The organism is Microbacterium sp. AG790 (assembly GCF_003634765.1).
Lineage (GTDB): Bacteria > Actinomycetota > Actinomycetes > Actinomycetales > Microbacteriaceae > Microbacterium.
In genome coordinates, this window is record NZ_RBWZ01000009.1 from 35,942 (window position 1) to 60,227 (window position 24,286).

The 24,286-nt window shown below is 70.5% G+C and carries 25 protein-coding genes; 7 read left to right on the forward strand and 18 right to left on the reverse strand.

The genetic code is table 11. From position 1 onward, the window contains the following. Positions 1-6: 6 nt before the first annotated feature. The 4 genes from hisH to DEU37_RS09765 are packed head-to-tail and all read right to left on the reverse strand — an operon-like array spanning position 7 to position 2,893. Positions 7-705, reverse strand: coding sequence for an imidazole glycerol phosphate synthase subunit HisH (gene hisH / locus DEU37_RS09750; RefSeq protein ID WP_121190520.1), 699 nt, complete (start codon positions 703-705; stop codon positions 7-9). After that, positions 702-1,313, reverse strand: a complete 612-nt coding sequence (gene hisB, locus DEU37_RS09755; RefSeq protein WP_121190521.1) for an imidazoleglycerol-phosphate dehydratase HisB — start codon at positions 1,311-1,313, stop codon at positions 702-704. The genes hisH and hisB overlap by 4 nt, the downstream gene beginning before the upstream one ends. A gap of 58 nt (positions 1,314-1,371) precedes the next feature. After that, positions 1,372-2,478 (reverse strand): histidinol-phosphate transaminase, encoded by a 1,107-nt coding sequence (locus DEU37_RS09760; protein ID WP_121190522.1) that lies wholly within the window; start codon positions 2,476-2,478, stop codon positions 1,372-1,374. A gap of 34 nt (positions 2,479-2,512) precedes the next feature. Beyond that, a complete protein-coding gene (locus tag DEU37_RS09765; RefSeq protein WP_016463242.1) occupies positions 2,513-2,893 on the reverse strand; it encodes a LysM peptidoglycan-binding domain-containing protein in 381 nt (126 codons plus the stop codon). Positions 2,894-3,203: 310 nt separating this feature from the next. On the opposite strand from DEU37_RS09765, the gene lexA reads away from it, so the two are divergent. Together lexA and DEU37_RS09775 are read left to right on the forward strand one after the other, a co-directional pair. After that, positions 3,204-3,869 (forward strand): transcriptional repressor LexA, encoded by a 666-nt coding sequence (lexA, locus tag DEU37_RS09770; protein WP_005048887.1) that lies wholly within the window; start codon positions 3,204-3,206, stop codon positions 3,867-3,869. 2 nt (positions 3,870-3,871) lie between these two features. Continuing rightward, positions 3,872-4,879, forward strand: coding sequence for a hypothetical protein (locus tag DEU37_RS09775; protein WP_121190523.1), 1,008 nt, complete (start codon positions 3,872-3,874; stop codon positions 4,877-4,879). Between the two features lie 10 nt (positions 4,880-4,889). Here the strand turns inward: DEU37_RS09775 and DEU37_RS09780 are convergent, their stop codons facing one another. Further along, a complete protein-coding gene (locus tag DEU37_RS09780; protein ID WP_259457241.1) occupies positions 4,890-5,864 on the reverse strand; it encodes a methylenetetrahydrofolate reductase in 975 nt (324 codons plus the stop codon). A 149-nt stretch (positions 5,865-6,013) separates the two neighbouring features. Here DEU37_RS09780 and DEU37_RS09785 point away from each other — a divergent pair, with 149 nt between their 5' ends. Beyond that, positions 6,014-7,930 (forward strand): prolyl oligopeptidase family serine peptidase, encoded by a 1,917-nt coding sequence (locus DEU37_RS09785; RefSeq protein ID WP_121190524.1) that lies wholly within the window; start codon positions 6,014-6,016, stop codon positions 7,928-7,930. A 7-nt stretch (positions 7,931-7,937) separates the two neighbouring features. On the opposite strand, the gene hflX is transcribed toward DEU37_RS09785, so the two are convergent. Then, positions 7,938-9,461, reverse strand: a complete 1,524-nt coding sequence (gene hflX, locus DEU37_RS09790; RefSeq protein ID WP_121190525.1) for a GTPase HflX — start codon at positions 9,459-9,461, stop codon at positions 7,938-7,940. A gap of 69 nt (positions 9,462-9,530) precedes the next feature. On the opposite strand from hflX, the gene DEU37_RS09795 reads away from it, so the two are divergent. After that, on the forward strand, positions 9,531-10,172 hold the full coding sequence (locus DEU37_RS09795; RefSeq protein WP_005048876.1) for a class I SAM-dependent methyltransferase: 642 nt from the start codon (positions 9,531-9,533) through the stop codon (positions 10,170-10,172). A gap of 22 nt (positions 10,173-10,194) precedes the next feature. Here the strand turns inward: DEU37_RS09795 and dapF are convergent, their stop codons facing one another. The 4 genes from dapF to miaB are packed head-to-tail and all read right to left on the reverse strand — an operon-like array spanning position 10,195 to position 14,010. After that, complete coding sequence (dapF, locus tag DEU37_RS09800) at positions 10,195-11,058, reverse strand: diaminopimelate epimerase (protein ID WP_121190526.1); 864 nt, start codon at positions 11,056-11,058, stop codon at positions 10,195-10,197. Between the two features lie 56 nt (positions 11,059-11,114). Beyond that, positions 11,115-11,540, reverse strand: coding sequence for a GNAT family acetyltransferase (locus tag DEU37_RS09805; RefSeq protein ID WP_183043646.1), 426 nt, complete (start codon positions 11,538-11,540; stop codon positions 11,115-11,117). Further along, the gene (gene miaA, locus DEU37_RS09810; protein WP_121190527.1) at positions 11,537-12,451 is read right to left on the reverse strand and encodes a tRNA (adenosine(37)-N6)-dimethylallyltransferase MiaA; all 915 of its coding nucleotides are present in this window, start codon (positions 12,449-12,451) and stop codon (positions 11,537-11,539) included. The genes DEU37_RS09805 and miaA overlap by 4 nt, the downstream gene beginning before the upstream one ends. A gap of 8 nt (positions 12,452-12,459) precedes the next feature. Next, complete coding sequence (miaB, locus tag DEU37_RS09815; protein WP_121190528.1) at positions 12,460-14,010, reverse strand: tRNA (N6-isopentenyl adenosine(37)-C2)-methylthiotransferase MiaB; 1,551 nt, start codon at positions 14,008-14,010, stop codon at positions 12,460-12,462. Between the two features lie 154 nt (positions 14,011-14,164). On the opposite strand from miaB, the gene DEU37_RS09820 reads away from it, so the two are divergent. From DEU37_RS09820 to DEU37_RS09830, 3 genes are read left to right on the forward strand one after another with little or no spacing between them, the layout of a single operon-like run. Further along, the gene (locus tag DEU37_RS09820) at positions 14,165-15,229 is read left to right on the forward strand and encodes an ABC transporter substrate-binding protein (RefSeq protein ID WP_121190529.1); all 1,065 of its coding nucleotides are present in this window, start codon (positions 14,165-14,167) and stop codon (positions 15,227-15,229) included. Continuing rightward, positions 15,226-16,272, forward strand: a complete 1,047-nt coding sequence (locus DEU37_RS09825; protein ID WP_121190530.1) for an iron ABC transporter permease — start codon at positions 15,226-15,228, stop codon at positions 16,270-16,272. The genes DEU37_RS09820 and DEU37_RS09825 overlap by 4 nt, the downstream gene beginning before the upstream one ends. After that, positions 16,269-17,048, forward strand: coding sequence for an ABC transporter ATP-binding protein (locus tag DEU37_RS09830; RefSeq protein ID WP_121190531.1), 780 nt, complete (start codon positions 16,269-16,271; stop codon positions 17,046-17,048). Before DEU37_RS09825 ends, DEU37_RS09830 begins: the two co-directional genes overlap by 4 nt. Positions 17,049-17,053: 5 nt before the next feature. On the opposite strand, the gene DEU37_RS09835 is transcribed toward DEU37_RS09830, so the two are convergent. From DEU37_RS09835 to DEU37_RS09870, 8 genes are all read right to left on the reverse strand, one after another. Continuing rightward, positions 17,054-17,770: a regulatory protein RecX gene (locus DEU37_RS09835; RefSeq protein WP_121190532.1), complete on the reverse strand. Its 717-nt coding sequence runs from the start codon at positions 17,768-17,770 to the stop codon at positions 17,054-17,056. Further along, positions 17,770-18,825 (reverse strand): recombinase RecA, encoded by a 1,056-nt coding sequence (recA, locus tag DEU37_RS09840; RefSeq protein ID WP_005048860.1) that lies wholly within the window; start codon positions 18,823-18,825, stop codon positions 17,770-17,772. Before recA ends, DEU37_RS09835 begins: the two co-directional genes overlap by 1 nt. A gap of 264 nt (positions 18,826-19,089) precedes the next feature. Continuing rightward, positions 19,090-19,314 carry a DUF3046 domain-containing protein gene (locus tag DEU37_RS09845; protein ID WP_036282560.1) on the reverse strand — a complete coding sequence of 75 codons (225 nt, stop codon included), beginning with the start codon at positions 19,312-19,314 and terminating at the stop codon, positions 19,090-19,092. Between the two features lies 1 nt (position 19,315). Next, on the reverse strand, positions 19,316-19,636 hold the full coding sequence (locus tag DEU37_RS09850; RefSeq protein WP_005048854.1) for a helix-turn-helix domain-containing protein: 321 nt from the start codon (positions 19,634-19,636) through the stop codon (positions 19,316-19,318). A gap of 168 nt (positions 19,637-19,804) precedes the next feature. Then, on the reverse strand, positions 19,805-20,374 hold the full coding sequence (locus DEU37_RS09855; RefSeq protein WP_121190533.1) for a CinA family protein: 570 nt from the start codon (positions 20,372-20,374) through the stop codon (positions 19,805-19,807). After that, positions 20,371-20,961, reverse strand: a complete 591-nt coding sequence (pgsA, locus tag DEU37_RS09860; RefSeq protein ID WP_121190534.1) for a CDP-diacylglycerol--glycerol-3-phosphate 3-phosphatidyltransferase — start codon at positions 20,959-20,961, stop codon at positions 20,371-20,373. The genes DEU37_RS09855 and pgsA overlap by 4 nt, the downstream gene beginning before the upstream one ends. 47 nt (positions 20,962-21,008) lie before the next feature. Continuing rightward, positions 21,009-23,693 carry a DNA translocase FtsK gene (locus DEU37_RS09865; RefSeq protein ID WP_121190535.1) on the reverse strand — a complete coding sequence of 895 codons (2,685 nt, stop codon included), beginning with the start codon at positions 23,691-23,693 and terminating at the stop codon, positions 21,009-21,011. Positions 23,694-23,775: 82 nt separating this feature from the next. Continuing rightward, a complete protein-coding gene (locus DEU37_RS09870) occupies positions 23,776-24,270 on the reverse strand; it encodes a GNAT family N-acetyltransferase (protein WP_121190536.1) in 495 nt (164 codons plus the stop codon). Positions 24,271-24,286 lie beyond the last annotated feature (16 nt).

Genomic DNA, 24,286 nt, shown 5'->3' on the forward strand with positions numbered 1-24,286 from the left:
AGACTACTACCGGGTGCGGGTGAGGTCCTGCGGAAGCGAGGAGATCCAGTTCGCGAGAAGCCGGATGCCGGCCTCGCCGCTCTTCTCGGGATGGAACTGCGTCGCCGACAGCGGCCCGTTCTCGACGGCGGCGAGGAACGGCGTGCCGTAGTCGCACCAGGTGAGGGCGGGTTGACGGAACGGCCGCGTGACCTCGAGCGACCAGTGCTGGGCGGCGTAGGAGTGCACGAAGTAGAACCGTTCGTCCTCCAGGCCGCGAAAAAGAGTCGAGCCTTCGCCCACCCGCACCGTGTTCCAGCCCATGTGCGGGAGCACCGGCGCGTCGAGTTCGGTGACCGCGCCGGGCCACTCGCCGAGCCCCTCGGTGTCGTCACCGCGTTCCACACCGCGCTCGAACATCACCTGCATGCCGACACAGATGCCCAGCACCGGCAGACCTCCGGCGAGACGACGTTCGATGATCTCGTCGCCGCGCGTGGCGCGCAGGGACTCCATCACGGCCCGGAAGGCTCCGACGCCGGGTACGACCAGACCTGCGGCGTCGTGGATCAGGCCACGATCGGCCGTGAGCCGCGCATCGGCTCCCGCGGCGACGAGGGCCTTCACCGCGGAGTGGACATTGCCCGACCCGTAGTCGAGCACAGCCACGAGAGGCCGCTCCTCGATGCGGGTACCGGCCTCGAGCCCTGCGGTGGCGTCGGTCATAGGGCGCCCTTCGTACTGGGGATGCCGTGGACCAGGGGGTCGAGCGTCTTCGCCTGCCGGAAGGCCCGCGCGAACGCTTTGTACTCGGCTTCGGCGATGTGGTGCGGGTCCCGTCCGCCGAGCACCGTGACGTGCATCGTCAGACCGGCATTGAAAGCGAGCGCTTCGAACGTGTGACGCACGAGCGAACCGGTGAAGTGGCCGCCGATGAGGTGGTGCTCGAACCCGACCGGCTCCCCGGTGTGGACCAGATAGGGGCGTCCGCTGATGTCGACGACGGCCTGGGCCAGCGCCTCGTCCAGGGGAACGAGCGCATCCCCGTAGCGCGAAATGCCGCTCTTGTCGCCGAGCGCCTGGCGGATCGCCTGGCCCAGGACGATCGCGGTGTCTTCGACGGTGTGGTGCGCATCGATGTCGGTGTCTCCCGAGGCGCGCACCGTGAGATCGGTGAGCGAGTGCTTCGCGAAGGCCGTGAGCAGGTGGTCGAAGAACGGCACCGTGGTGTCGATGCTGCTGTGCCCGGTGCCGTCGAGGTCGAGATCGAGTTCGACCGTGGACTCGCTGGTCGCGCGTCGCAGGGATGCCGTACGGGGGGCCGGGGTGCTCATGAGCCGAGTCTACCGAGAGCCCGCGCGCCGGCCCGGCGTGTTACCCCGGCGTTCACCGTCAGTGCGCGCCGGAACCGCCCGGGCCCAGTGAGGCGAGCGCGTCGAGGAACGCCGTCGACTCCTCCGCGGTGCCCGCGGTGACACGCAGACTGTGGGCGATGCCGACATCGCGGATCAGAACGCCGCGGTCGTAGAGCCCCTGCCACGTCGCCGCAGGATCTTCCACACCGGAGAAGAGCACGAAGTTCGTCCAGCTCTCGAAGGGGCGGTAGCCCAGCGCGTCGAGTGTCGCGGAGATACGGTCGCGCTGAGCGACGATCTCGTCGACCATCGCGAGCATCGCCGGCGCGTGACGCAGCGCGGCCGATGCCGCCGCCTGCGTCAGCGCACTGAGGTGGTAGGGAAGCCGCACCAGACGCAGAGCATCGATGACGGCGGGGTCGGCCGCGAGGTAGCCGACGCGAGCGCCGGCGAACGCGAAGGCCTTGCTCATCGTGCGAGACACGACCAGCCGCGGCCGATCGGGCAGCAGCGTCAGTGCCGACCGAGAATCGCGGGGCGCGAACTCCTGGTAGGCCTCGTCGACGATCACGATGCCGGGTGCGGCGTCATAGACGGCCTCGATCACGTCGAGTCCCAGTGGCGTTCCGGTCGGGTTGTTCGGCGCGCACAGGAAGACGACATCCGGCTGCGCCCGGTCGACCTGAGCGGACGCGTCTTCGGGGGCGAGTGTGTAGTCGACTCCGCGCGTCCCGCTCACGTACGTCGCGCCAGTGGCACGAGTGAGCAGCGGGTACATCGAGTAGGTCGGCGCGAATCCGAAGGCCGTCCGACCGGGGCCGGCGAACGCTTGCAGAAGGTGCTGCAAAACCTCATTGGATCCGTTCGCCGCCCAGATCTGCGCGGCCGACAGGCCATGACCCAGGTAGTCCGCGAAGCCCTCCCGCACGGCGGTGAACTCACGATCCGGATAGCGGTTCACCTCCCGGAGCGCACGGGCGATGCTGTCGAGGATGTCGTCCGCGACCGCTTCGGGCACCGGATGCGTGTTTTCGTTGACGTTCAGCGCGACGGGCAGCGGAGCCTGGGGAGCGCCGTAGGGCGTCAGGCCGCGCAGGTCGTCTCTGAGGGGAAGGTCATCGAGTCGAACGCTCACCCTCACCATCGTAGAGGTCGCCGTGATGAGCGGACGAGGCTGATCAGTGGCCGGCGGAGTACTCGGCCGGGATCGCGATGCTCTGTCCGGCGTCGAGGCTGCCCGAGTCCAAGGCGTTGAGTCGAACGATCGCGTCGACGGCGTCGCGCGGGTCGACGTCAGGTGCGACCGCGCGTGCGATCGACCAGAGCGTGTCGCCCGGCTGAACCGTGACGTGGGTGAACGTGACTCCCGAGGATCCCTCATTGGACGCCAGCGCGCCGCCGCCGGACACGATGCCGATACCGAGCGCGACGATGACGGGGATGGAGGCGAGGAAGGCGAGCACCCGGCGACCACGAACCGTCAGGCGCAGACGGGTGGCGGGGGCCGCCGCGATGACACGGCCGCGGGGCGAGGCGCCGAGGATGTCGATCGTGGTCATGGGTTCCTCCTTGAGACGTGTCCCGCGCCGCGGCGTCGGGGGTGAGAGCGTCACCTCGAAGATTCGAGTCGAGATTCGCATCCGCCTCTCGGCCGGGAGAGCCGGATGCGAATCTCTGTTCCGAATCTATCTTCGATAGTGTTCGAGTGTCAAGCGATACGGTTCTCGCAGATGAATCGAATCCGACACGCGCACGCGTGCCGTCCGACCGTGCGAAAACCGGATACGGTTTCGACAAGACGACCCCATCACCAACCTCCGACATTCGAAGGCTCTGCCTTCCGGGGACGCGATCGAAGGAGCGCGCGACATGGCCGAGAAGCCTCAGACACGCAGGCGGAAGAGCCTCAGCGACAAGCAGCTGAAGATCCTCGAGGTGATCCAGACCTCCATCGCGCGCCACGGCTACCCGCCGAGCATGCGCGAGATCGGCGATGCCGTGGGCCTGAAGTCGCTGTCCAGCGTCACCCACCAGCTCAACCAGCTGGAGCTGAGCGGCTACCTCCGCCGCGACGCCGGCAAGACGCGCGCGATGGAGGTCCTCATCGATCTGCCGGGTGCCGCCGCCGAGAATCCCGCCGACCTCGCTCCGGCCGTGGGCGATGCGGCACTGGTCCCCTTGGTCGGGCGCATCGCGGCGGGCGTGCCGATCACGGCAGACCAGCAGGTCGAGGAGATCTTCCCCCTCCCCCGCCAGCTCGTCGGCAAGGGCGACCTGTTCATGCTCAAGGTCAGCGGCGAGTCGATGATCGACGCCGCCATCTGCGACGGCGACTGGGTCGTCGTGAGATCGCAGCCGACCGCGGACAACGGCGACATCGTCGCGGCGATGCTCGACGGCGAAGCGACGGTGAAGACCTTCCGGCAGCGGGACGGCCACACGTGGCTGCTCCCCCGCAACTCCTCCTTCGAGCCCATCCTCGGCGACGACGCGGTGGTCCTCGGTCGCGTCGTGGCCGTCCTGCGCGCGATCTGATCATGTCGCGGGCGCGCGCCCTCGCATCGGCCGTCGCAATCGTCCTGGCCGTCGTCTGCCTCCCGTTGTCCATCCTGAGCGTCTGGGCGCGGGTGCAGCTGGTCGACGAAGACGCGTTCACCGCGACGCTTGCGCCGCTGGCCCGTTCGACCGCCGTCCAGGACACGCTGATCGCGGCATCCACCGACGCGGTCGACGCGAGGCTCGACGCCGAGGTCCTCACCGGCTCGATCGTCGACGGCATCATCGGGCTGGGCGTCGGCGACCGGGCGGCAGACGCATTGCGGCGGCTGCAAGCGCCCGCCGCCGCCGCCGTGCAGGGTCTCGTGCACGACACGATCGCCGGTGCGATCCGCTCCGACAGCTTCGGGGCACTGTGGGACCAGCTTCTTCGGCAGTCTCACCGCGCGCTGACACTCGCCGCGACCTCCGATGGCGCCGGCGTCGTGGTGCAGACCGAGGCCGGACTCGGCATCCAGGTCGGCGCCGTGGTGGCGGGCGTGAAGGAACATCTGAGCGCGCAGGGCGTGGCGTGGGCGACGCTCATCCCCTCCGTCGATCACGTCGTGATCATCGGCTCCGGAGACACCCTCGCCGCCGTTCGATCCGGGTATGCGCTCGGCCTGACGGCGGGATGGTGGATGCCGGTCGCCACCGCGATCCTGTTCCTCACCGGGATCGCGCTCGCTCGGCGACGCCTCGACGCCCTTCGGCGGGCCGCGCTCGCGGCGGCGGCGGGCCTCGGAGCGCTGCTGATCGCGGCCGCGGCGGGCCGGGCGGCCGTATCGTCCGCCGCAACCGGGACGGCGCTCACGCCGGCCGCGGCGGCCGCCGTCTACGACCAGCTGGTGTCGGCGGCGGTCGGCGCGGCCGGGGCAGCTCTGGCGATCGCTCTCGCCGTCGCCGCCGGAGCGTGGCTCGCCGGTCAGTCCGCGCGGGCGGCGGCTCTTCGCCGCGCGTGGAGTCGTTGGGGTCTTCGCCGCGCGGCGGCGGACGAGTCCTCCGACTGAGCGGACGGCGTCACGGGCTCGCTTCGGGGATCAGCTCTGCGGCGCGCAGCACGCCCAGAACGGTGTCGTGGTTGTTGAAGGCGTAGAGGTGGATGCCGTCGGCGCCGCCGGCGACAACGGACCGCGCGAGGTCGGCGGCATGGGCGAGGCCGACGGCGCGCTGCGCGGCGGCATCCGGAGCCGACTCGAGCGCCGCGGCGAGAGCGTCGGGGCGCGCATCCCCGGTGAGCTCGAGCACTCGGCGCAGTCGCCCCGGAGAGGTGATGGGCATGATCCCGGGCACGATCGGGATGACGACCCCGGCGGCGCGGGCGCGCTCGACGAAGTCGAGGTACTCGTCGGCGTGGAAGAAGAGCTGTGTCAGGGCGGACGTCGCCCCGGCGGCCTGTTTGGCCAGAAGTGCGTCGATGTCCTCGTAGCGGTGACGCGAACGCGGGTGACCGTTCGGGAACGCCGCGACGGCGATCTGGACGCGGTCGCCGTCGGTGACCTGCACGGCTCCCGGAAGCCCCGGGATCTCACGCTCGCGATACGGCGAGCGCTCCGCCTGCACCCGGCCGATCAGCTGCACGAGCTGAGCGGCCGACTCCAGATCGCCGAACACGATGTCGTCCTCGCCGACACCGACGGGCGGGTCGCCCCGCAGCGCCAGGAAGCGGGTGATGCCGGCATCGAGGAACTCGCGGATGACCGTCGTGGCTTCGGCGTAGCTGCTGCCGACACAGGTCACGTGCGCGACGGGCGGAACGGTCGTCTCGCGGAGGATGTGCGTCAGCACGGTGAGCGAGCGGTCGGTCGTCGAGCCCCCCGCGCCGAACGTCACGGAGATGAAACGCGGACCGGCGGCGGCGAGCACGCGAATGGTCTCGTAGAGAGCAGGCAGCTGCTCGGGGGTGCGCGGAGGGTAGATCTCGAACGAGAACGGTACCCGCCGCGAGGCCGCGCGGGCGACCGCCGGAGCGTCGACGCGGGGTTCGTGGGACATCATCGCTCGGTTCCCTCTCGGGTCGGGGTCCTGCAGCCGGTCGGCCGCGGCCTCGATGCCCCACTGTAGAGCCAGCGCCGTTCCCTCACCCGCGTGTGACGGCACGTGTCTGCCGACGTGGCAGGTCGCACACGCGTAGCGTGGCAGCCATGGTCGATGTGCACCCCTATGGATCCTGGCCCTCCCCGTTCACCGCAGCCTGGGCTTCTTCGGCTTCTCCCCGGATCGACGGCGCCGCGCTCGTGGGCGACGAGGTGTGGTGGGCGCAGTCGGTGGCCGAAGAGGCCGGCCGCACGGCCGTGTTCCGGCGCGATGCGACCGGCACGGTGCACCTCGTCCTGCCGGCGCCGTGGAACGCCCGATCCGGCGTCCACGAGTACGGCGGCGGGTCGTGGGCGGTCGACGATGCCGGTCGGCTGTTCTTCGTCGAACGCCGCGATCAGCAGGTGTGGGTGCGGGAGCCCGGCTCTGACCCTCGCCCCCTGACGGACGATGCGGATGTCCGCTACGGCGGACTTCGCGCGACCGGCGGGATGCTGCTCGGCATCCGCGAGCGCGCCGGCCGCGAGCGGGCGATCGTGCGCATCGACCTCGACGGTGCGGGAGCGAGCGACCTGGTCGCGGGCAGCGATTTCGTGGCTCAACCCGCACTGTCCCCGCGCGGGGACCGGCTCGCGTGGGTGGCCTGGAATCACCCCGACATGCCGTGGGACCGCACGACGCTGCGTATCGGTCGCCTCGAGGACGGCGCCGTGGTCGAGTGGGCCGACGTGACCGACGGCAGCACGGCAGCGCTCCAGCCCGAATGGACCGACGAGGACGCCCTGCTCTACCTGGACGACGCGACCGGTCGGTGGAACATCTGGAGCCTGCGCCTGGATGCCGACCTGCCGCGGGCGCCTCTCGCCCCGGCCGATGCGGACACGGGGGGCCCGCTGTGGTCACTCGGCAGCCGCTGGTTCGGTGCGACGTCCGACGGCGGGGTGATCGCTGTCCGCACGAACGGCGCGGACGAGCTCGTCTGGCGGGATGCCGCGGGCACCGAGACCGTGATCGACATCCCCGCCACCGCATCCCTCGCCGTCGAGGCGGTCGTCGGCCACCGGGCGCTGATCTCCGGCGTGGCACCGGGCCTGAGCGGCATCTGGCTGGTGGAGTTCGATGCGGCGGGGGCGACGGTGCACGTCGATCTCATCGTCGGACACCGTGCAGAGATCGCGGGTGAGGATCTCGATGCGTGGCTTCCCGCGACGCGCCCGTTCTCTGTGGAGGGTCCGACGGGGACGGTGCACGCGTTCGTGCACCCCCCTCACCATCCGCGTGTCGCGGCATCCGACGCAGAACGTCCGCCCTATCTCGTGCTGGTGCACGGCGGTCCGACAGGCCACGAGGGCGGCGTCGCCGATGCGAAGACGCTGTTCTTCACGAGTCGCGGCATCGGAGTACTGGAGGTGAACTACGGCGGCTCGACCGGGTACGGCCGCGCGTACCGGGAGCGCCTGCGCGGACAGTGGGGCGTCGGCGACGTGGCGGACGTCGCGGCGGCCGCTTCCGGCCTTGCCGCCACCGGCGCCGCCGATGGCGCCCGCCTGGCGATCAAGGGCGGATCGGCAGGCGGCTGGACGGTGCTCGCGGCGCTCGCGCGCACCGACGTGTTCCGCGCGGGCATCTCCCGCTACGGCGTCGGCGACGCCCGCACTCTGGCCGCCGATACGCACGATTTCGAGTCACGGTATCTCGACGGACTCATCGGGCCCCTGCCGGATGCCGAGGAGCTCTACATCGAGCGCTCCCCGTTGACGCATATCGACGGGTTCCGCGTGCCCGTGCTGCTGCTGCAGGGCGCGGATGACGCGGTCGTGCCTCCGTCGCAGGCCGAAGCGATCCGCGACGCTCTCGCCGCGCGCGGCATCCCGCACGCCTACGTGCTCTACGAGGGCGAGGGACACGGGTTCCGCGGCGCTGAGGCGGTCGTGCACGCGCTGGAGAGCGAGCTCGCTTTCCTCGGCCAGGTGTTCGGCTTTCCGACGCCCGGCGTGCCGGCGATAGAGCTGACGGCAGGCTAGGCGTGCGTCAGAGCGCGTAGGGTGCGAGCTCCGCCGCGAGTCGCTCCGAGACGTGCGCGTGCACGGCGGTACCACCCTCCTCGTGGGCCGTCGAGACGATGTGCCCCGACTCGTGCACCGCGTTGATGAGGTCTCCACGCTCATACGGCACGAGTGCGCGCACCTCGACCGCCGGCAGCGGCAGGGCGTCCTCGATGACGGTGCGCAGCTGATCGATGCCCTCGCCCGTGCGCGAGGACACGAACAGCGCGCTCGGCTCGAGACCGCGCAGCACCAGTCGGGTGTCGTCGTCGACGAGGTCCGCCTTGTTGAAGACGACGATCTCGCGCGTCGAGCGCGCACCCACGTCGCCCATCACATCGCGTACGGTCGCGAGCTGCGCCGCGGGGTCGGGATGGGAGCCGTCCACGACGTGTACCAGCACGTCGGCGTCGCCCACCTCTTCCAGCGTCGAGCGGAACGCCTCGACGAGCTGGTGCGGCAGGTTCCGCACGAAGCCGACCGTGTCGGTCAGGGTGTAGACGCGCCCGTCGACCGCTTGGGCACGGCGCACCGTCGCGTCCAGCGTCGCGAACAGCGCGTTCTCCACGAGCACGCCGGCGCTCGTGAGCCGGTTGAGCAGGCTCGACTTGCCGGCGTTGGTGTAGCCGGCGATCGCGACGGACGGGATCGTGTTGCGCTTGCGTTCGCTGCGCTTGGCCTCGCGAGCGGGGGCGAAGTCGCGCAGCTGCCTGCGCAGCTGCGCCATCTTCGTGCGGATGCGCCGGCGGTCGAGCTCGATCTTGGTCTCACCCGGTCCGCGTGAGCCCATGCCGGCGCCTCCGGCACCGACCTGGCCACCGGCCTGACGGCTCATCGACTCACCCCAGCCGCGCAGACGCGGCAGGAGGTACTCGAGCTGGGCGAGCTCGACCTGCGCCTTACCCTCGCGGCTCTTGGCGTGCTGGCTGAAGATGTCGAGGATGACGGTGGTGCGGTCGATGACCTTGACCTTGACGACGTCCTCCAGCGCGCGACGCTGGCTCGGAGCGAGCTCCGTGTCGGCGATGACGGTGTCGGCGCCGACCGCGGCGACGAGGTCGCGCAACTCCGCCGCCTTGCCGCGGCCGATGTAGGTCGCCGGGTCGGGGTGCGGACGTCGCTGCAGCACCCCGTCGAGAACGACCGCACCGGCGGTCTCGGCGAGCGCGGCGAGCTCGCGCAGGGAGTTCTCCGCGTCTTCCTGCGAGCCCTGGGGGTACACCCCGACGAGCACGACGTTCTCCAGCCGCAGCTGGCGGTACTCGACCTCCGTGACGTCTTCGAGTTCCGTGGACAGACCCGGCACGCGGCGCAGCGCCGCGCGCTCCTCACGGTCCCACTGATCGCCGTCGGTGTCGCCATAGGCGACGGTCGCGGCGTCCTGCAGCGCCTGGGCGGCACCGAAGACGCTCGCGCTGGAGCGGCCCTCGGCACGTGCCAGCACGCGATCCACCGGATCGAGCGGCTTGTCCTCGCCGTGCGCGTCGGTGGTCTCGGTGGTGTGGGTCATGGATTCCTTCCAGGTCAGCCTTGCAGTCTAGCCTCCCGCACAGGCCGGTGGCTCCGGTACGCTCGCAGGATGGGGAGTGACCACTACTTCAGCGCCTCCCCGTCCAGCGCCGAGAACCTCCGTCGCATCCGTGTGTCCCTCGGCGGACGCACCGGCGAGGTCACGACCGCGGGCGGGGTGTTCAGCCCCGACCACGTCGACGGCGGGACGGCGGTGCTACTCGCGAATACTCCGCCGCCCCCTCCGGGCGGCCACCTGCTCGACCTCGGCTGCGGCTGGGGGCCGATCGCGCTCAGCCTCGCCGTGCAGTCGCCGCACGCCACGGTGTGGGCGGTGGACGTGAACGACCGCGCTCTCGACCTGGTGCGACGAAACGCGCAGGAGTGGGGTCTCACCAACATCAACGCGGTGCGTCCCGAGGATGTTCCGGGCGACGTCCGCTTCCGCGGCATCCGGTCCAATCCCCCCATCCGCGTCGGCAAGAACGAGCTCCACGGTCTGCTGGAGACGTGGCTGCCGCGCTTGGACGAACGCAGCGACGCATGGCTGGTCGTGCAGCGCAACCTCGGGTCCGACTCCCTGCAGCGGTGGCTGGCGGCGACATTCGACGACGGATACTCGGTGACGCGTGCGGCGACCGGACGCGGCTTCCGGGTGCTGAAGGTGCGCCGGCACGGCGCGGTGCCGACCGGCGCGATCGAACTTCCCTGATTCGCCCGCGATCGACCGCACGTCAGGCCAGGCGTACCTCGCCCGAGTAGACGAGGGTCGCCGGACCCGACAGCAGCACGTGGTCGCCGTCGGCGTCGGCGACGATGCGGACGCCGAGGATGCCGCCGGGCACCTCGACACTCCAGCGATCGGGCGCCGCGGGTCCGGCCCAATGGCGGACGGCGAGCGCCGCTGCTGCGACACCCGTGCCGCAGGAGAGCGTCTCACCCACCCCGCGCTCGAAGACCCGCATACGGATGCTGCCGACGCCGTTCTTGACGAGCGGATCGGCTGGCACCACGAACTCCACGTTCGCCCCGGCGATCGGCTCCGGATGCAGCAACGGCTGCACCGTGAGGTCGAGCTCCTCGAGCTCACCCGCGCTGGAGAGCGCCACGACGACGTGCGGGTTGCCGACATCGACGCCTTGACCGGGGCGGGCGACGTCGAGTCCCCGCGCCTTGACGACGGTCTCGCCGTCGATGGCGAAGACGCCGAGGTCGACCTCGAACCCGAGGTCGCTGCGGGTGAGGGTCTTGATGCCGGCGCGCGTGCCGATGCGCAGCGGTGCGGCGTCGATGTCGGCGCGACCGGTGTCGACGAGGTACTTCGCGAAGACACGCGTGCCGTTGCCGCACATCTCGGCGGCGGAGCCGTCGGCGTTGCGGTAGTCCATGAACCACTCGGCATCCGTCATCGCCTCGCCCTCACGGATGCGGGCGCTGCGGACGACCCGCAGGATGCCGTCGCCGCCGATGCCGAAGCGGCGGTCGCAGAGCGCGGCGATCTGGTCGGCCGACAGGTCGAGGACGCCCTCGTCGTCCGGGACGATCACGAAGTCGTTGCCCGTGCCGTGTCCCTTGGTGAATGCGATCGGCTCTGCCACCCGGTCAGTCTACGGGCCGCACGCTGTGCACCGGCGGGGTGGACGGCGGGCACGCGTCAGTCGGCGATCAGTCGCTTGCCGGTCATCCAGACATCGAACGGCTCGTACCCGAGGCGAGCGTAGAAACCGTGGACCGCGGTGTTCTCCGGACGCACCATCAGCTCCACCTTCGGGCATCCGAGGGCGCGCAGGCCCTCCTCCGCCGTCTCCACGAGGCGGCGCGCGATCCCCTCGCCGCGACGCTCCGCAGCCGTCGCCAGGTAGTACAACCACCCGCGATGACCGTCGTAGCCGGCCATGACGGTGCCCACGAGGTCGCCCCGATCGTCGGCGACGAGGAACAGCTCGGGCTGCACGGTGAGCTTGCGGGCAATGTCCCGGTACGGGTCGTTCCAGGGCCGCGTCAGCCCCGCCTCTCGCCAGAGCGCGACGACGGCGTCCGTATCGGCGGTGGCGAAGGGGCGGATCTCTACGGCGCTCACGCCATCGAGTCTGCCAGCGCGGCGGCGTCGGTGTCGGGCGCGACCCAGTGGATGCCGGGATACCGACGGAACCACGACACCTGGCGCCGCGCGTAGCGCCGTGTCAGCGCCTGGGTCTGTGCGATCGCGTCCGCCTGGTCGATGCGTCCGGTGAGCTGGTCGACGGCCTGGGCGTACCCGATGGCACGGCTCGCCGTGACCCCGCGCTCGAGGCCCCGCGCGCGGAGCGCCTCGACCTCGGCGAGGAGGCCCTCGCGCCACATGCGCTCCACGCGCTCGTCGAGGCGTGCGACCAGCTGCGTGCGCTCGAGCTCGACGCCGACGAGCGTCGTGGGCTCATGCCACAACACCGGCTCCTCGGGCAGTGCCGCGCCGTGTCCGCGGTCGCCCTGCAGAGCGATCTCGAGCGCACGGACGATCCGACGCCCGTTGCGGGCGTCGATGCGCTCGGCCGTCGTCGGATCAAGGAGGCGGAGGCGTTCGAGCAGGGCGCCGGGGCCGTCCTGCGCGAGGTCTTGTTCGAGCCGCTCGCGCACCGCGTCGTCGTGCGGCGGGAAGCGGAAGTCGTAGACGACACTCGACACGTACAGCCCCGAGCCGCCGACGAGGATGGCATCGCCACCACGGTCGAAGATGTCGCCGATCGCGGTGCGCGCGGCATCCTGATATGCCGCGACGGCGGCCTCGTCGGTGACCTCGAGCACGTCGAAGAGGTGATGAGGGATGCCGCGGCGCTCGGCGACCGGCAGCTTCGCGGTGCCGATGTCCATCCCGCGGTAGAGCTGCATCGCGTCGGCGTTGACGATCTCCGCCGACCGCCCGCGGGCGATCAGGGCCTCGGCGAGGCGCAGCGACAGGTCGGTCTTGCCGGTACCCGTCGCTCCGACGACGGCCCAGAGACGGGAGGCCACGCGGCGGATCAGCCCAGACGCAGCGTCGGAAGGCCCAGCGACACCGCGCGCGGCGCGCCGCCCTCCGCGCCCGCGGGAGCGGGAACGGCGCAGGACTCGGCCTGCGCGCGGTCCCACGCATCCCCGGCGCGGGTGCGGCGGATGCGCAACGGGGCGCCGTCGGGGCTATCGGCGAGCAGGTGGAACGGAGCGGCGTGCGTCACGGTCACCGTCACGACGTCTCCGGGGCGCGGAACGGCCGAGCCCCGAGGCAGCTCGAAGTGGACGAGCCGATTGTCTTCGGCGCGGCCGGTCAGGCGGTGGGTCCCGGCATCCTTCTTTCCCTCGCCGGTCGAGACCAGCACCTGCAGCTCGCGGCCGATCTGGGCCTGGTTCTCTTCGAGGCTGATGCGCTCCTGCAGGGCGATGAGCCGCTCGTACCGCTCTTGCACCACGGCCTTCGGCACCTGGTCGGGCATCGTCGCGGCGGGGGTGCCCTCACGGATCGAGTACTGGAAGGTGAAGGCGCTGGCGAACCGTGCCTGGGCGACGACACGCATCGTGTCCTCGAAATCCTCATCGGTCTCACCGGGGAAGCCGACGATGATGTCGGTGGAGATCGCCGCGTGCGGGATGCGGTCGCGGACCCGCTCGAGGATGCCGAGGAAGCGGTCACTGCGGTAGGAGCGCCGCATCGCCCGTAGGACGCGATCGGATCCGGACTGCAGCGGCATGTGCAGCTGCGGCATGACCTGAGGAGTCTCGGCCATGGCATCGATGACGTCATCGGTGAAGGCGGCCGGGTGCGGACTGGTGAAGCGGATGCGCTCGAGCCCCGGGATCTGCCCGGCGGCACGCAGCAGCTTGCCGAACGCCTGACGGTCACCGAACTCGACCCCGTAGCTGTTGACGTTCTGACCCAGGAGGGTGACCTCGACGGCGCCGTCCTCGACGAGGAGCCGGATCTCGTTGAGGATGTCGCCGGGGCGGCGATCCTTCTCCTTGCCGCGCAGGCTCGGCACGATGCAGAAGGTGCAGGTGTTGTTGCATCCGACGGAGATCGAGACCCAGCCGCTGTGCACGGCGTCGCGCTTGGTCGGCAGGGTCGAGGGGAAGACCTCGAGCGCCTCGAGGATCTCCAGTTCTGCATCGCCGTTGTGGCGCGCCCGCTCGAGGAGGCTGGGCAGCGAGCCCATGTTGTGGGTGCCGAAGACGACGTCGACCCACGGCGCCTTCTCGAGCACGGCCTCTTTGTCCATCTGAGCCATACAGCCGCCGACGGCGATCTGCATGCCCTCGTGACGATCCTTGCGACTCTTCAGATGCCCGAGGGTGCCGTACAGCTTGCCGGCGGCGTTGTCGCGCACCGCACACGTGTTGATCACGACGACATCGGCCTCGGAGCCCGCCTCCGCTCGCACGTATCCGGCGCTCTCCAACGAGCCGGAAAGTCGCTCGGAATCGTGCACGTTCATCTGGCAGCCGAAGGTGCGCACCTCGTAGGTGCGGGCGCGACCGTCGGCGGTGACGGCGGCGACCGAAGGCGCGATCAGCGTGGGCGTGGCGGACGGAGAAGTCATGATGCGTTCATTCTACGATCCGCCGCGGGAACGGGGCCGGGGACGGGCGCGCGGAGCCCCGCACGGGATCTCGCACGGGATCCCGTACCGAGTTAGGGTAGCCTTTCCTGCGTCACCCCGGCATCCACGGGGCTCGGAGAACCGAAGGAGTCCCATGGCAGCCCACCTCCCGCGCGCCCTGCGCACGATCGCCCTCACCGCCGCGGCGGTCACCGCCCTCGCCGCCCTCACCGGTTGCGGCGCGTCGGAGCCGGTGCCGGCCACGTCGACGGGGGCGGTGGGTGAGGGCCGCACCGCGTACCCGCTGACGATCGAGAACTGCGGCGTCGCGGTCACCTTCGCCGCCGCGCCCGAGCGCACCGTCTCGCTCGATCAGGACTCGACGGAGATCCTGCTCTCCCTGGGACTGGAAGAGCGCATGGTGGGTACGGCGTCGTGGACCGATCCCGTGCTGCCCGCCCTCGCGGAGGCGAACGCGCGCGTGCCGCGCCTCGCGGACAACGCGCCGACGTACGAAGTCCTGATGGGCGCCGAACCCGACTTCGTGACCGCCTCGTTCGGGCGCCACTTCAAGGACGGTGGCGTCGTCACCCGCGATCGCCTGAGTTCGAGCGGCATCCCCTCCTACCTCTCGCCCACCGACTGCGACAACGGCAAGAGCATCAACGGCGGCACAGGACAACGCACGACGGCGCTGGCCGTCGACACGCTCTACCAGGAGATCCGAGAGCTCGCGGAGATCTTCGACGTGCCCAGCCGCGGCGAGGCCCTGATCGCAAGCCTCCAACGCCGCGCCGCCGCCGCCACCGCAGGGATGGACCTGTCCGGCCGCACCGTCGCGTTCTGGTTCGCCGACACGAAGACGCCCTACGTCGGCGGCGGCCGCGGATCGGCCCAGCTGCTCGCGTCGATGACCGGCATGACCAACGTCTACGCGGACCGCGTCGAGGACTGGCCGGCCGTCAGCTGGGAGTCGCTCGTCGATGCTCAGCCCGACGTGTTGGTGGTGGGTGACCTGCAGCGCGACCGGTTCCCCGGCGACCGACTGGACGACAAGATGGCCTTCCTCACCGGCGACCCTCTCGCCCGCACCATTCCGGCGGTTTCGGCGAACGCGATCATCGCGCTGCACGGCGCGGAGCTCAACCCCTCGATCCGCTTCGTCGACGGGCTCGAGAAGATCCGCGCCTGGTGGGACGCGCAGCAGGGCCGCGGATGACCGCGGGCATGACGCCCCGGCGCATCGTTCGGCTGCCGGCCGCGCTGGTGATCGCGCTCGGCGTCGTCGCCCTCGTCGCATCGATCGCCGCGGCCATGACGCTCGGAGCGGCCGACGTCTCCCTCGTGACCGTGCGCGACGTCATCCTGAACAACCTCGCTCTGGCGAACATCCCGGTGCGACCGGCGGCGAACGCGATCGTCTGGGAGGACCGGCTGCCCCGGGCGCTCGTCGCCGCCGCCTGCGGGGCCGGGCTGGGCCTGTGCGGCGTCGTGATGCAGGCGCTGCTGCGCAACCCGCTCGCCGACCCGTTCATCCTCGGCGTCTCCTCCGGCGCGTCCACCGGAGCGGTTCTGGTCGCAGTGCTCGGCCTCGGCTCCGGTGCGCTGGGGCTGTCGGCGGGCGCATTCATCGGCGCCCTCGTCGCGTTCGCGCTCGTGCTGGTGCTCGCGCGCGCCGCAGCGGCGGGAACGTCGGGCGTGATCCTCGCGGGCGTGGCCGGTACGCACTTCTTCTCTGCCTTGACCTCGCTGATCGTGTTCGCCTTCGCCGACTCCGATGCCACGCGCGGCGTGATGTTCTGGCTCCTCGGCTCCCTCGAGGGGATGAGATGGAACCACGTGCTGCTCGCCATCGTCGTCGTCACGGTCGGAGCCCTGGCGGTCGCCGCCTCCGCGCAGACACTGGACGCGTTCGCGTTCGGTGACGATGTCGCGGCGTCTCTCGGCATCCACGTGTCGCGCGTGCGGACCCTACTGTTCATCCTCACCGCGCTGATGACTGCGACGCTGGTGAGCATCGCCGGCGCGATCGGTTTCGTCGGCCTCGTCCTTCCCCACGCCGCGCGGCTGCTCGTCGGCCCCCGGCATGCGCGTGTGGTCCCCACGACGATCGTCCTGGGAGCCCTGTTCATGGTGTGGGTGGATGCCGCATCGCGCACGGTGTTCGCACCGTCTCCTCTGCCCGTCGGTGTCGGGACGGCGCTGGTGGGCGTCCCGGTGTTCGTGGCCCTGCTCGTGCGACGGAAGAAGGTGCGCGCATGACGCTGTCTGCCGACCGGGTGTCGTGGCACCGCGGCGGCGCGCTCGTCGTGGACGGGGTCTCGCTGCACCCGCGGCCCGGATCGACCGTCGGCCTTCTCGGCCCGAACGGCTCGGGAAAGTCCTCGCTCCTGCGCCTGCTGCAGGGCGTGGCGCGTCCCGACGACGGGCGCGTGCGCCTCGACGAGGAGGATCTGACCGGACTGCGTCGGCGGGATATCGCCCGGGCCGTGGCCGCGGTGTCGCAGCACGCCGATACCGACGTCGACCTGACCGTCCGCGATGTCGTCCGGCTCGGTCGCACGCCGCACCGGTCGGTGTGGGGCGGCGACACCGCCGCCGACGCGGAGGCGGTGGAGTCCGCACTCGCTCAGGTGCTGCTGACCGAGAAAGCCGAGCACGGCTGGCACACGCTGTCGGGCGGGGAGCGTCAGCGGGCGCAGATCGCTCGTGCGCTCGCCCAGCAGCCGCGGGAGCTGCTGCTCGACGAGCCGACCAACCATCTCGACATCCGCCACCAGCTGGAGCTTCTGGCGCTCGTCAGCGCCCTCCCGGTCACGACGGTGGTGGCCCTGCATGATCTCAATCTCGCCGCGACGTTCTGCGACGAGGTGGTCGTGCTGCGCCGCGGCGCGGTGGTCGCCGCAGGAACCCCCATCGAGGTGTTGACGACCGCGCTCATCGCCGACGTGTACGAGGTCGACGCGCGCGCCGAGGTCGACCCCGTGACCGGCCGACTCGCCATCACCTACGTCTGGGAACGGCCCCCATCGTCCTGAGCACGTCACCCACGCGGAAACGCCCCGGTCGTGGGCTCCTCCTCGAAGCGAACGGTCCCGGCCGGTGCGCGGCGCACCGGCCGTCCGAGCTCATCGAGCGCTTGACGCGCGGCGGACAGCGCCGTGGACCCGTAGCCGCGCCGCGCCAGTTGTCCGGATAGGCGCCGAAGCGCCGTATCGCGGTCGAGATCTCGCATCGTCCGAGCCTTCTGCCGAGCGAACTCCAGGGCGCGATCGGCCTCGTCGTCGGGGAGCTCGTCGAGCGCGGCGTCGATCACGTCGCGCGGGATCCCCCGCTTGGCCAGCGATTGCGCGAGCAGCGCCCGACCCTGTCCCTTGCGCTCGACCCCGCTGTGGACGAGTTGCTCCGCCAGCGCGGCATCGTCGAGGTAGCCGAGACCGCGCAGGCGGTCGAGCACCTCCTCGATCGCTCCGTCGACGAGCTCTCTCTCCCGCAGAAACGTCGATGCCTCGCGTTCGGACAGCGAGCGCGTGCGCAGCCGCTTCATCAACGCGGCCTCTGCGTCGGCGAGCACGGCGGCGGTCTCGTCGTCCCAGGTCGTCGCGGCACGGTCATCGGTCCAGGTCGGATGCCACGCCGCGGCGATGTCGGCGTCTACCTCGCTCGCCGCGGGTGCGGTGGCAGCGGCATCCGCCTCCCCGAACAACGGGATCACGGGAGCGAGGCGCTCGGACTCGCCCCCGTGTCGCGAGGTTGTCATCAGGCCGGGCGGCGTGCAGCCAGGTCGTCGGCGGGGGCCGTCTCAGCCGCGACGCGAGGCTGGCCGATGCCCAGCTTCTGCTTGATCTTGGTCTCGATCTCGGCCGCGATGTCGGGGTTCTTCAGCAGGAAGTTACGGGCGTTCTCCTTGCCCTGACCGAGCTGCTCACCGTCGTAGGTGTACCAGGCGCCGGACTTCTTCACCAAGGCGTGCTCCACGCCGAAGTCGATGAGCGAGCCCTCGCGGGAGATGCCGGTGCCGTAGAGGATGTCGAACTCGGCCTGCTTGAACGGCGGCGCCATCTTGTTCTTGACGACCTTGACGCGCGTACGGTTGCCGACCGCGTCGGTGCCGTCCTTCAGCGTCTCGATGCGACGGATGTCCAGACGCACCGAGGCGTAGAACTTGAGCGCCTTCCCGCCGGCGGTGGTTTCGGGAGAGCCGAAGAACACGCCGATCTTCTCGCGCAGCTGGTTGATGAAGATCATCGTCGTGTTGGTCTGGTTGAGGCCACCGGTCAGCTTGCGCAGCGCCTGGGACATGAGGCGAGCCTGCAGGCCGACGTGGGAGTCACCCATCTCGCCTTCGATCTCGGCCTTGGGTACGAGCGCGGCGACCGAGTCGATGACGACGAGGTCGATGGCTCCCGAACGCACCAGCATGTCGGCGATCTCCAGCGCCTGCTCACCCGTGTCGGGCTGCGACACGAGCAGCTGGTCGATGTCGACACCGAGCTTCTGCGCATAGTCGGGGTCGAGCGCGTGCTCGGCGTCGATAAAGGCGGCGATGCCGCCCGCGCGCTGCACATTGGCGATCGCATGGAGCGTGAGCGTCGTCTTACCCGAGGACTCGGGACCGTAGATCTCGATGATGCGCCCGCGGGGAAGACCACCCACGCCGAGAGCGACATCGAGGGCGATCGAACCGGTGGGGATGACCTCGACGGGGGCGCGGTCGTCACTGCCCAGTCGCATGACCGAGCCCTTTCCGAACTGCCGGTCGATCTGGGCGAGGGCCGACTCGAGGGCCTTCTCGCGGTCAGCGGGTGAGGGCATGACGTGCTCCTTGTTCTCTGCCGTGGGCGGCGCTGCCGGCCTCGGGATTCCGTCGCCTGTAGGCTGTCACGCCCCCTCCCGGCGGGAAGGATGCTGCGACAAGGCGGAGGTGTCGTGATGACGATGTCCACGCTAGAGACGGCCTCCGACATCGGTCGGCGACGGGCCTCGAATGTGGACAAACGTCCCGGGTCACCTCATGTGTAGGAGCCTATGCCCCTCGAACAGAGTTTCGATCACGCGACACGCCGCGCAGGCATCGGTTCAGCGCCGACGCGGCTCCATCAGGCCGACGCCGTGACGGCGCGAGGCGGGCACGTCGGTCTCGTCGCACAGAGCAAACCAGATCTCGCGCGGCTCGACGCCGTCGGCGAGGGCTTCGGCGGCGGTGCGATGGCCGACGCCGGGGAGGGCGAGGTCGGCGACCAGCATCGCTGCGCGATTGCCGAACTCGTCCTCGACGGCTCGCGTGAACTCGCTTCGCCGCACGTCAGCGCAGCGACAGTTCGGGCTGGACGAGGCCGTCCTCGAGCCCGGCGAGGTCGTCGGGAACCACGTCGGGGAAGACCTGCAGGCCCTCCAGCACCGACAGACGGTCTCCGACCTCGCGCATGATGGTCGAGATCGGGACGTCCAGCGCCTCGGCGACCGCGGCGAGGATCTCGCTCGAGGCCTCCTTCTGACCGCGCTCGACCTCGCTGAGATATCCGAGGGCGACACTCGCGCGGCCGGCGACCTGGCGGAGGGTACGCCCCTTCTGCAGGCGGAAGTCGCGAAGCACTTCGCCGATCTCCTGACGAACCAGGATCATGTTCGGGCCCCCTCCTCTACTCGAGATTCCCACCGGGTTTCGGTGCCCGGGTGGACAACAGTACCCCACGTGCTGGCCACGATAGCCCCCTCGTGCTGGGTAATGAATGGGAATCGCTGTCATGTAACGGCGTCGACACGAGCGGTATTCCCCCCGTCATCTGAGGACTCAGAGCGCGTCCAGCACCAGCCGGATGGCGCGGGCTGCCGTCTCGGCGCGGATGGCGGCGCGATCGCCGTCGATCAGCACGGACTCGACCCGCGAGCCCAGCGGCGTGGCGACGGCGATGTGAACCGTGCCGACCGGCTGCCCGTCCGGCGACAGCGGACCGGCGATGCCGGTGGTCGCCACGCCGACATCGACGGGCACGCCGCCGTGTCCGAGCGCACGGCGCACCCCCTCCGCCATCTGGCTGGCGACCCGGGGATGGACCGGTCCGTGCGCGTCGAGCAGATGTTGCTCGACGCCCAGCAGGCTCGCCTTCACGTCCGTCGCGTAGGCGACGATGCCGCCGCGGAAGACGCGCGAGGCCCCCGATACGGACACGATGGAGGCGGCGAGCAGTCCCCCGGTCAACGACTCGGCCGCCGCGATGCTCCAGCCGAGGTCGGCGAGTCGGGCGACGAGGCGTTCCGGGTCGCTGCGGCGTCCCGCGGAGACGAGGGTGCTCTCGAGATCGTCACCCTCGGCATCCTGGTGTTCGTCGTGCGCACCGCCGCGCCGGGACGAGGGGCTCATCGACGGGTCCCGGTGCCGGCACCGCCGCGGGCCGCTCGGGCCCCTCTGATCTCGGTGACCACGTAGTCGAGGCCGCTGGCGACCGTGAGGATGACGGCGATCCACATCGTCACGGTGTTCACGACATGGATGCCCTCCCCCACCACGTTCCACAGCGGCAGCAGCGCGAGCGACAGCGCGACCGCCTGCGCGACGGTCTTCAGCTTGCCCATCCAGGCCGCCGCGACGACGTGGCTGCTCGCGACGACCAGGCGATGCACCGTGATGCCGATCTCGCGGATGAGGACCAGAATCGTGACCGCCCAGGGAAGCTCACCCAGGATGGACAGACCGACGAAGGCACAGCCGGTCAGCGCCTTGTCGGCGATCGGGTCGAGGAGCTTGCCGAGGTCGGTGACGATCTCGTACTTGCGGGCGAGATAGCCGTCGATGCCGTCCGTCGCGATGGCGACGATGAAGAGCACACCGGCACCCCACCGCAGCGGACCATCCCCACCCTGATCGGCCAGGAGCATCCAGAGGAAGACCGGCGCGCACAGGATGCGGACGATCGTGATCGCGTTGGGGAGCTGCCGGGGAATCGCCACGAGGCGAGCCTACTCGCGGCCCGTGCGCTGCACCGCCGCGCGTCGGCTCAGTCTCGGCCGGTGAGGCTCCAGGCGTCTTCGGATCCGTCGTCGCCGTCGACCACCGCCAGCCCGTCGAACTGGGCGCTCACCGCATCCGGCCCGTAGGGGTCGCTCACCGGCGCGGCCGGCGGGTCGTCGCCGCGCAGGCGCGCGAGCACCTCGGGCAGCTGATCGGGCGTCACGAGCACGTCGCGGGCCTTGGAGCCTTCGGACGGGCCGACGATCTCGCGCGACTCCAGCAGGTCCATCAGGCGCCCGGCCTTGGCGAACCCGACGCGGAGCTTGCGCTGGAGCATCGACGTCGAGCCGAACTGGGTGGAGATGATCTGCTCGGCGGCGGCGAGGAGCAGTTCGAGGTCGTCACCGATGTCGGCGTCGATCTCCTTCTTCTCGGCGACGGCCTGCACGTCGGCGCGGTAGTCGGGTCGCGCCTGGTTCTTGACGTGCGTGACGACCTTCTCGATCTCGCTCTCGGCGACCCAGGCGCCCTGCACGCGGATCGCCTTCGACGCCCCCATCGGCAGGAACAGGCCGTCGCCCTGGCCGATGAGGCGGTCAGCACCGGGCTGGTCGAGGATGACGCGCGAGTCGGTGACGCTGGTCACCGCGAACGCGAGGCGGGACGGCACGTTCGCCTTGATGAGACCGGTCACGACGTCGACGGAGGGCCGCTGCGTCGCGAGGACGAGGTGGATGCCGCTCGCGCGCGCGAGCTGCGTGATGCGCACGATCGAGTCCTCGACATCGCGCGGGGCGACCATCATGAGGTCGGCGAGCTCGTCGACGACGACCAGCAGGTAGGGGTAGGGCTTGAGCACCCGCTCGCTGCCGACGGGCAGGTTGATCTCCCCCGCCACCACGGCGCGGTTGAAGTCGTCGATGTGGCGGAAGCCGAACGACGCGAGGTCGTCGTAGCGCATGTCCATCTCCTTCACGACCCACTGCAGCGCCTCGGCGGCCTTCTTGGGGTTCGTGATGATGGGCGTGATGAGGTGCGGCACCCCGGCGTAGCTCGTGAGCTCCACACGCTTCGGGTCGATGAGCACCATCCGCACCTCGGAGGGCTTGGCACGCATGAGCAGGCTCGTGATCATCGAGTTGACGAAACTCGACTTTCCCGAGCCGGTCGATCCGGCGACCAGCAGGTGGGGCATCTTCGCCAGGTTCGCCACGACGTAGCCGCCGCCGACGTCCTTGCCGACGCCGATCGTCATGGGGTGGGTCTGGCCGGTGGATGCCGGGGAGCGCAGCACGTCGCCGAGCGTGACGATCTCGCGGTCGGTGTTGGGGATCTCGACACCGATCGCGCTCTTGCCGGGGATCGGCGCGAGGATGCGCACCTCGTTGGAGGCGACCGCATAGGCGATGTTGTTCGTGAGCGCGGTGATGCGCTCGACCTTCACGCCGGGGCCGAGAGAGATCTCGTACTGCGTCACTGTCGGGCCGCGCGAGAACCCCGTCACCCGCGCGTCGACGCCGAACTGCTCGAAGACGCCCATGATGGCGGCGACCACGCGGTCGTTCGCCTCCGAGCGCGCCTTCGGCGGGTCGCCCTGCGCCAGCGCGGCCACCGACGGAAGGCGATACGGCGCCTGCGGCGGCTGACCGTCGTGGTCGTCCCCCAGGGCGGAGATGCCCGGGAGGATGCCGTCGTCGAGGATGATCTCGCCGCTGTCCTCGCGGATGCCGGTGTCGGCGCGACGCGCGGCCTTCTTGGCGTGGGCGATCACGGCCGGATCGATGATCTCGGTCGGCGCCTCCGGAAGCGGCGGGACCGGCGGAACAGCGGCCGGCATCGCGACGGCCTGCTCGAAGCCGCCGTCGCCGCTGGTGTCCAACAGCGCCGTCAGGTCGTCCGAGCCGAGGTGGCCGTCGACATCCTCCTCACGGCCGGACTTGTTGCGGCGCCACCACGGCAACTCCTTGTCCGCGGCATCCGTCGCCTCACTGAAGGCGACCGTCGGCGCGTCCGTCGACGGCGCGTCGGGACGCTCGGCACCGAACATCCAGGCGTACAGGTCGCCCAGACGCCGCCCGATGCGGTTGGGCGGGGTCTTGGTGAGGATGAGGATGCTCAACAGCGTCAGAGCGCCCAGCAGCACGTAGGCGCCGATCGTCGTCAGCAGCGACAGCGGCTCGCCGATCGTCCACCCGAACAGCCCTCCCGCGGCGCTCAGCGCCGGCATGCCCTGCGACGGTTGCGGCCGACCGCCCGCGACGTGGCAGAAGCCCGCGATCGACAGCACGAACAGCCCGAAGCCGATGCCGATGCGTCCGTTGTCGTGGATGGACGGCGGGTGACGGAACAGCCAGCCCGCTAGCAGGAGCAGCAGCACCGGCATGATGAAAGCGACACGACCGACGAACAACCCCACGGTGTAGGCGCTGATCTGCGTTGCGGCGTCGTTGCCGATGAAGAACCACTCGTTCACGGCGCCGAGCGCGGCCAGCACCACCAGCAGGAACGGGAAGCCGTCACGGCGCTGGTCCTTCTCGAGGGTCTCCAGGCCGAACGCGCGGAACATCCCCCCGACGGCATGGGCCAAGCCGAGCCAGGCACGGACGGCGACCGGCGGACGCTCGACCTCGTCGACGTACTTCGCGGGGGCCGGAGCGGGCTTGCGGGCACGGGTCGAGGAGCCCTTCGCGGACGCGCGGGCGTTCGTGGGCGTGCTCGTGGATCGTGCCATTACTCCACGGTAGGCGCAGGGGCCCCCGGATCCGCGGATTGACGCGGCCCGAGCCGGGCTCGGCATCCGCGGCGCCGCCGCGTCAGCGGAGTCGCTTGACCATGGTGTCGCGACCGTGACCGGCCTGGGTGAGCGCGAAGCCCTCGCTGCGATAGAGCGTCTGGGCGTAGTTGCCCCGTTCCACCGACAGGCTGATGCGGCCGTAGCCCTCGGCTCGCGCATGCTCGCACAGTCGCTGGAGCAGGGCGCGTCCGACGCCGTGCGCGCGCCAGAGGGGCCTCACACCGATGATGAGCTCCGGCACGCCCGTGCCGATGTACCCGAAGCCGGGGTCGCTGCGCGGCAGCATCCGATACCACGCCGCGCCGACCGGACTGTCCTGCGCGTCGACCGCGACGAAGCCGGCGTCGCCGGGACGCATCCACCCCGAGATGTAGCGGTTGTGGTCAGGATGCGTCAGCACCTCGTGCCGCGGGCGCGCGCCCCCCTGCCGCCAGTTCGCCGCTTCGACGACCATGTCGCCCAGGAACGCCCCATCGGCCTGTGTCGCGGGGCGCACACGAAAGCTGACGGGCATGGAGCCGATGGTAGCG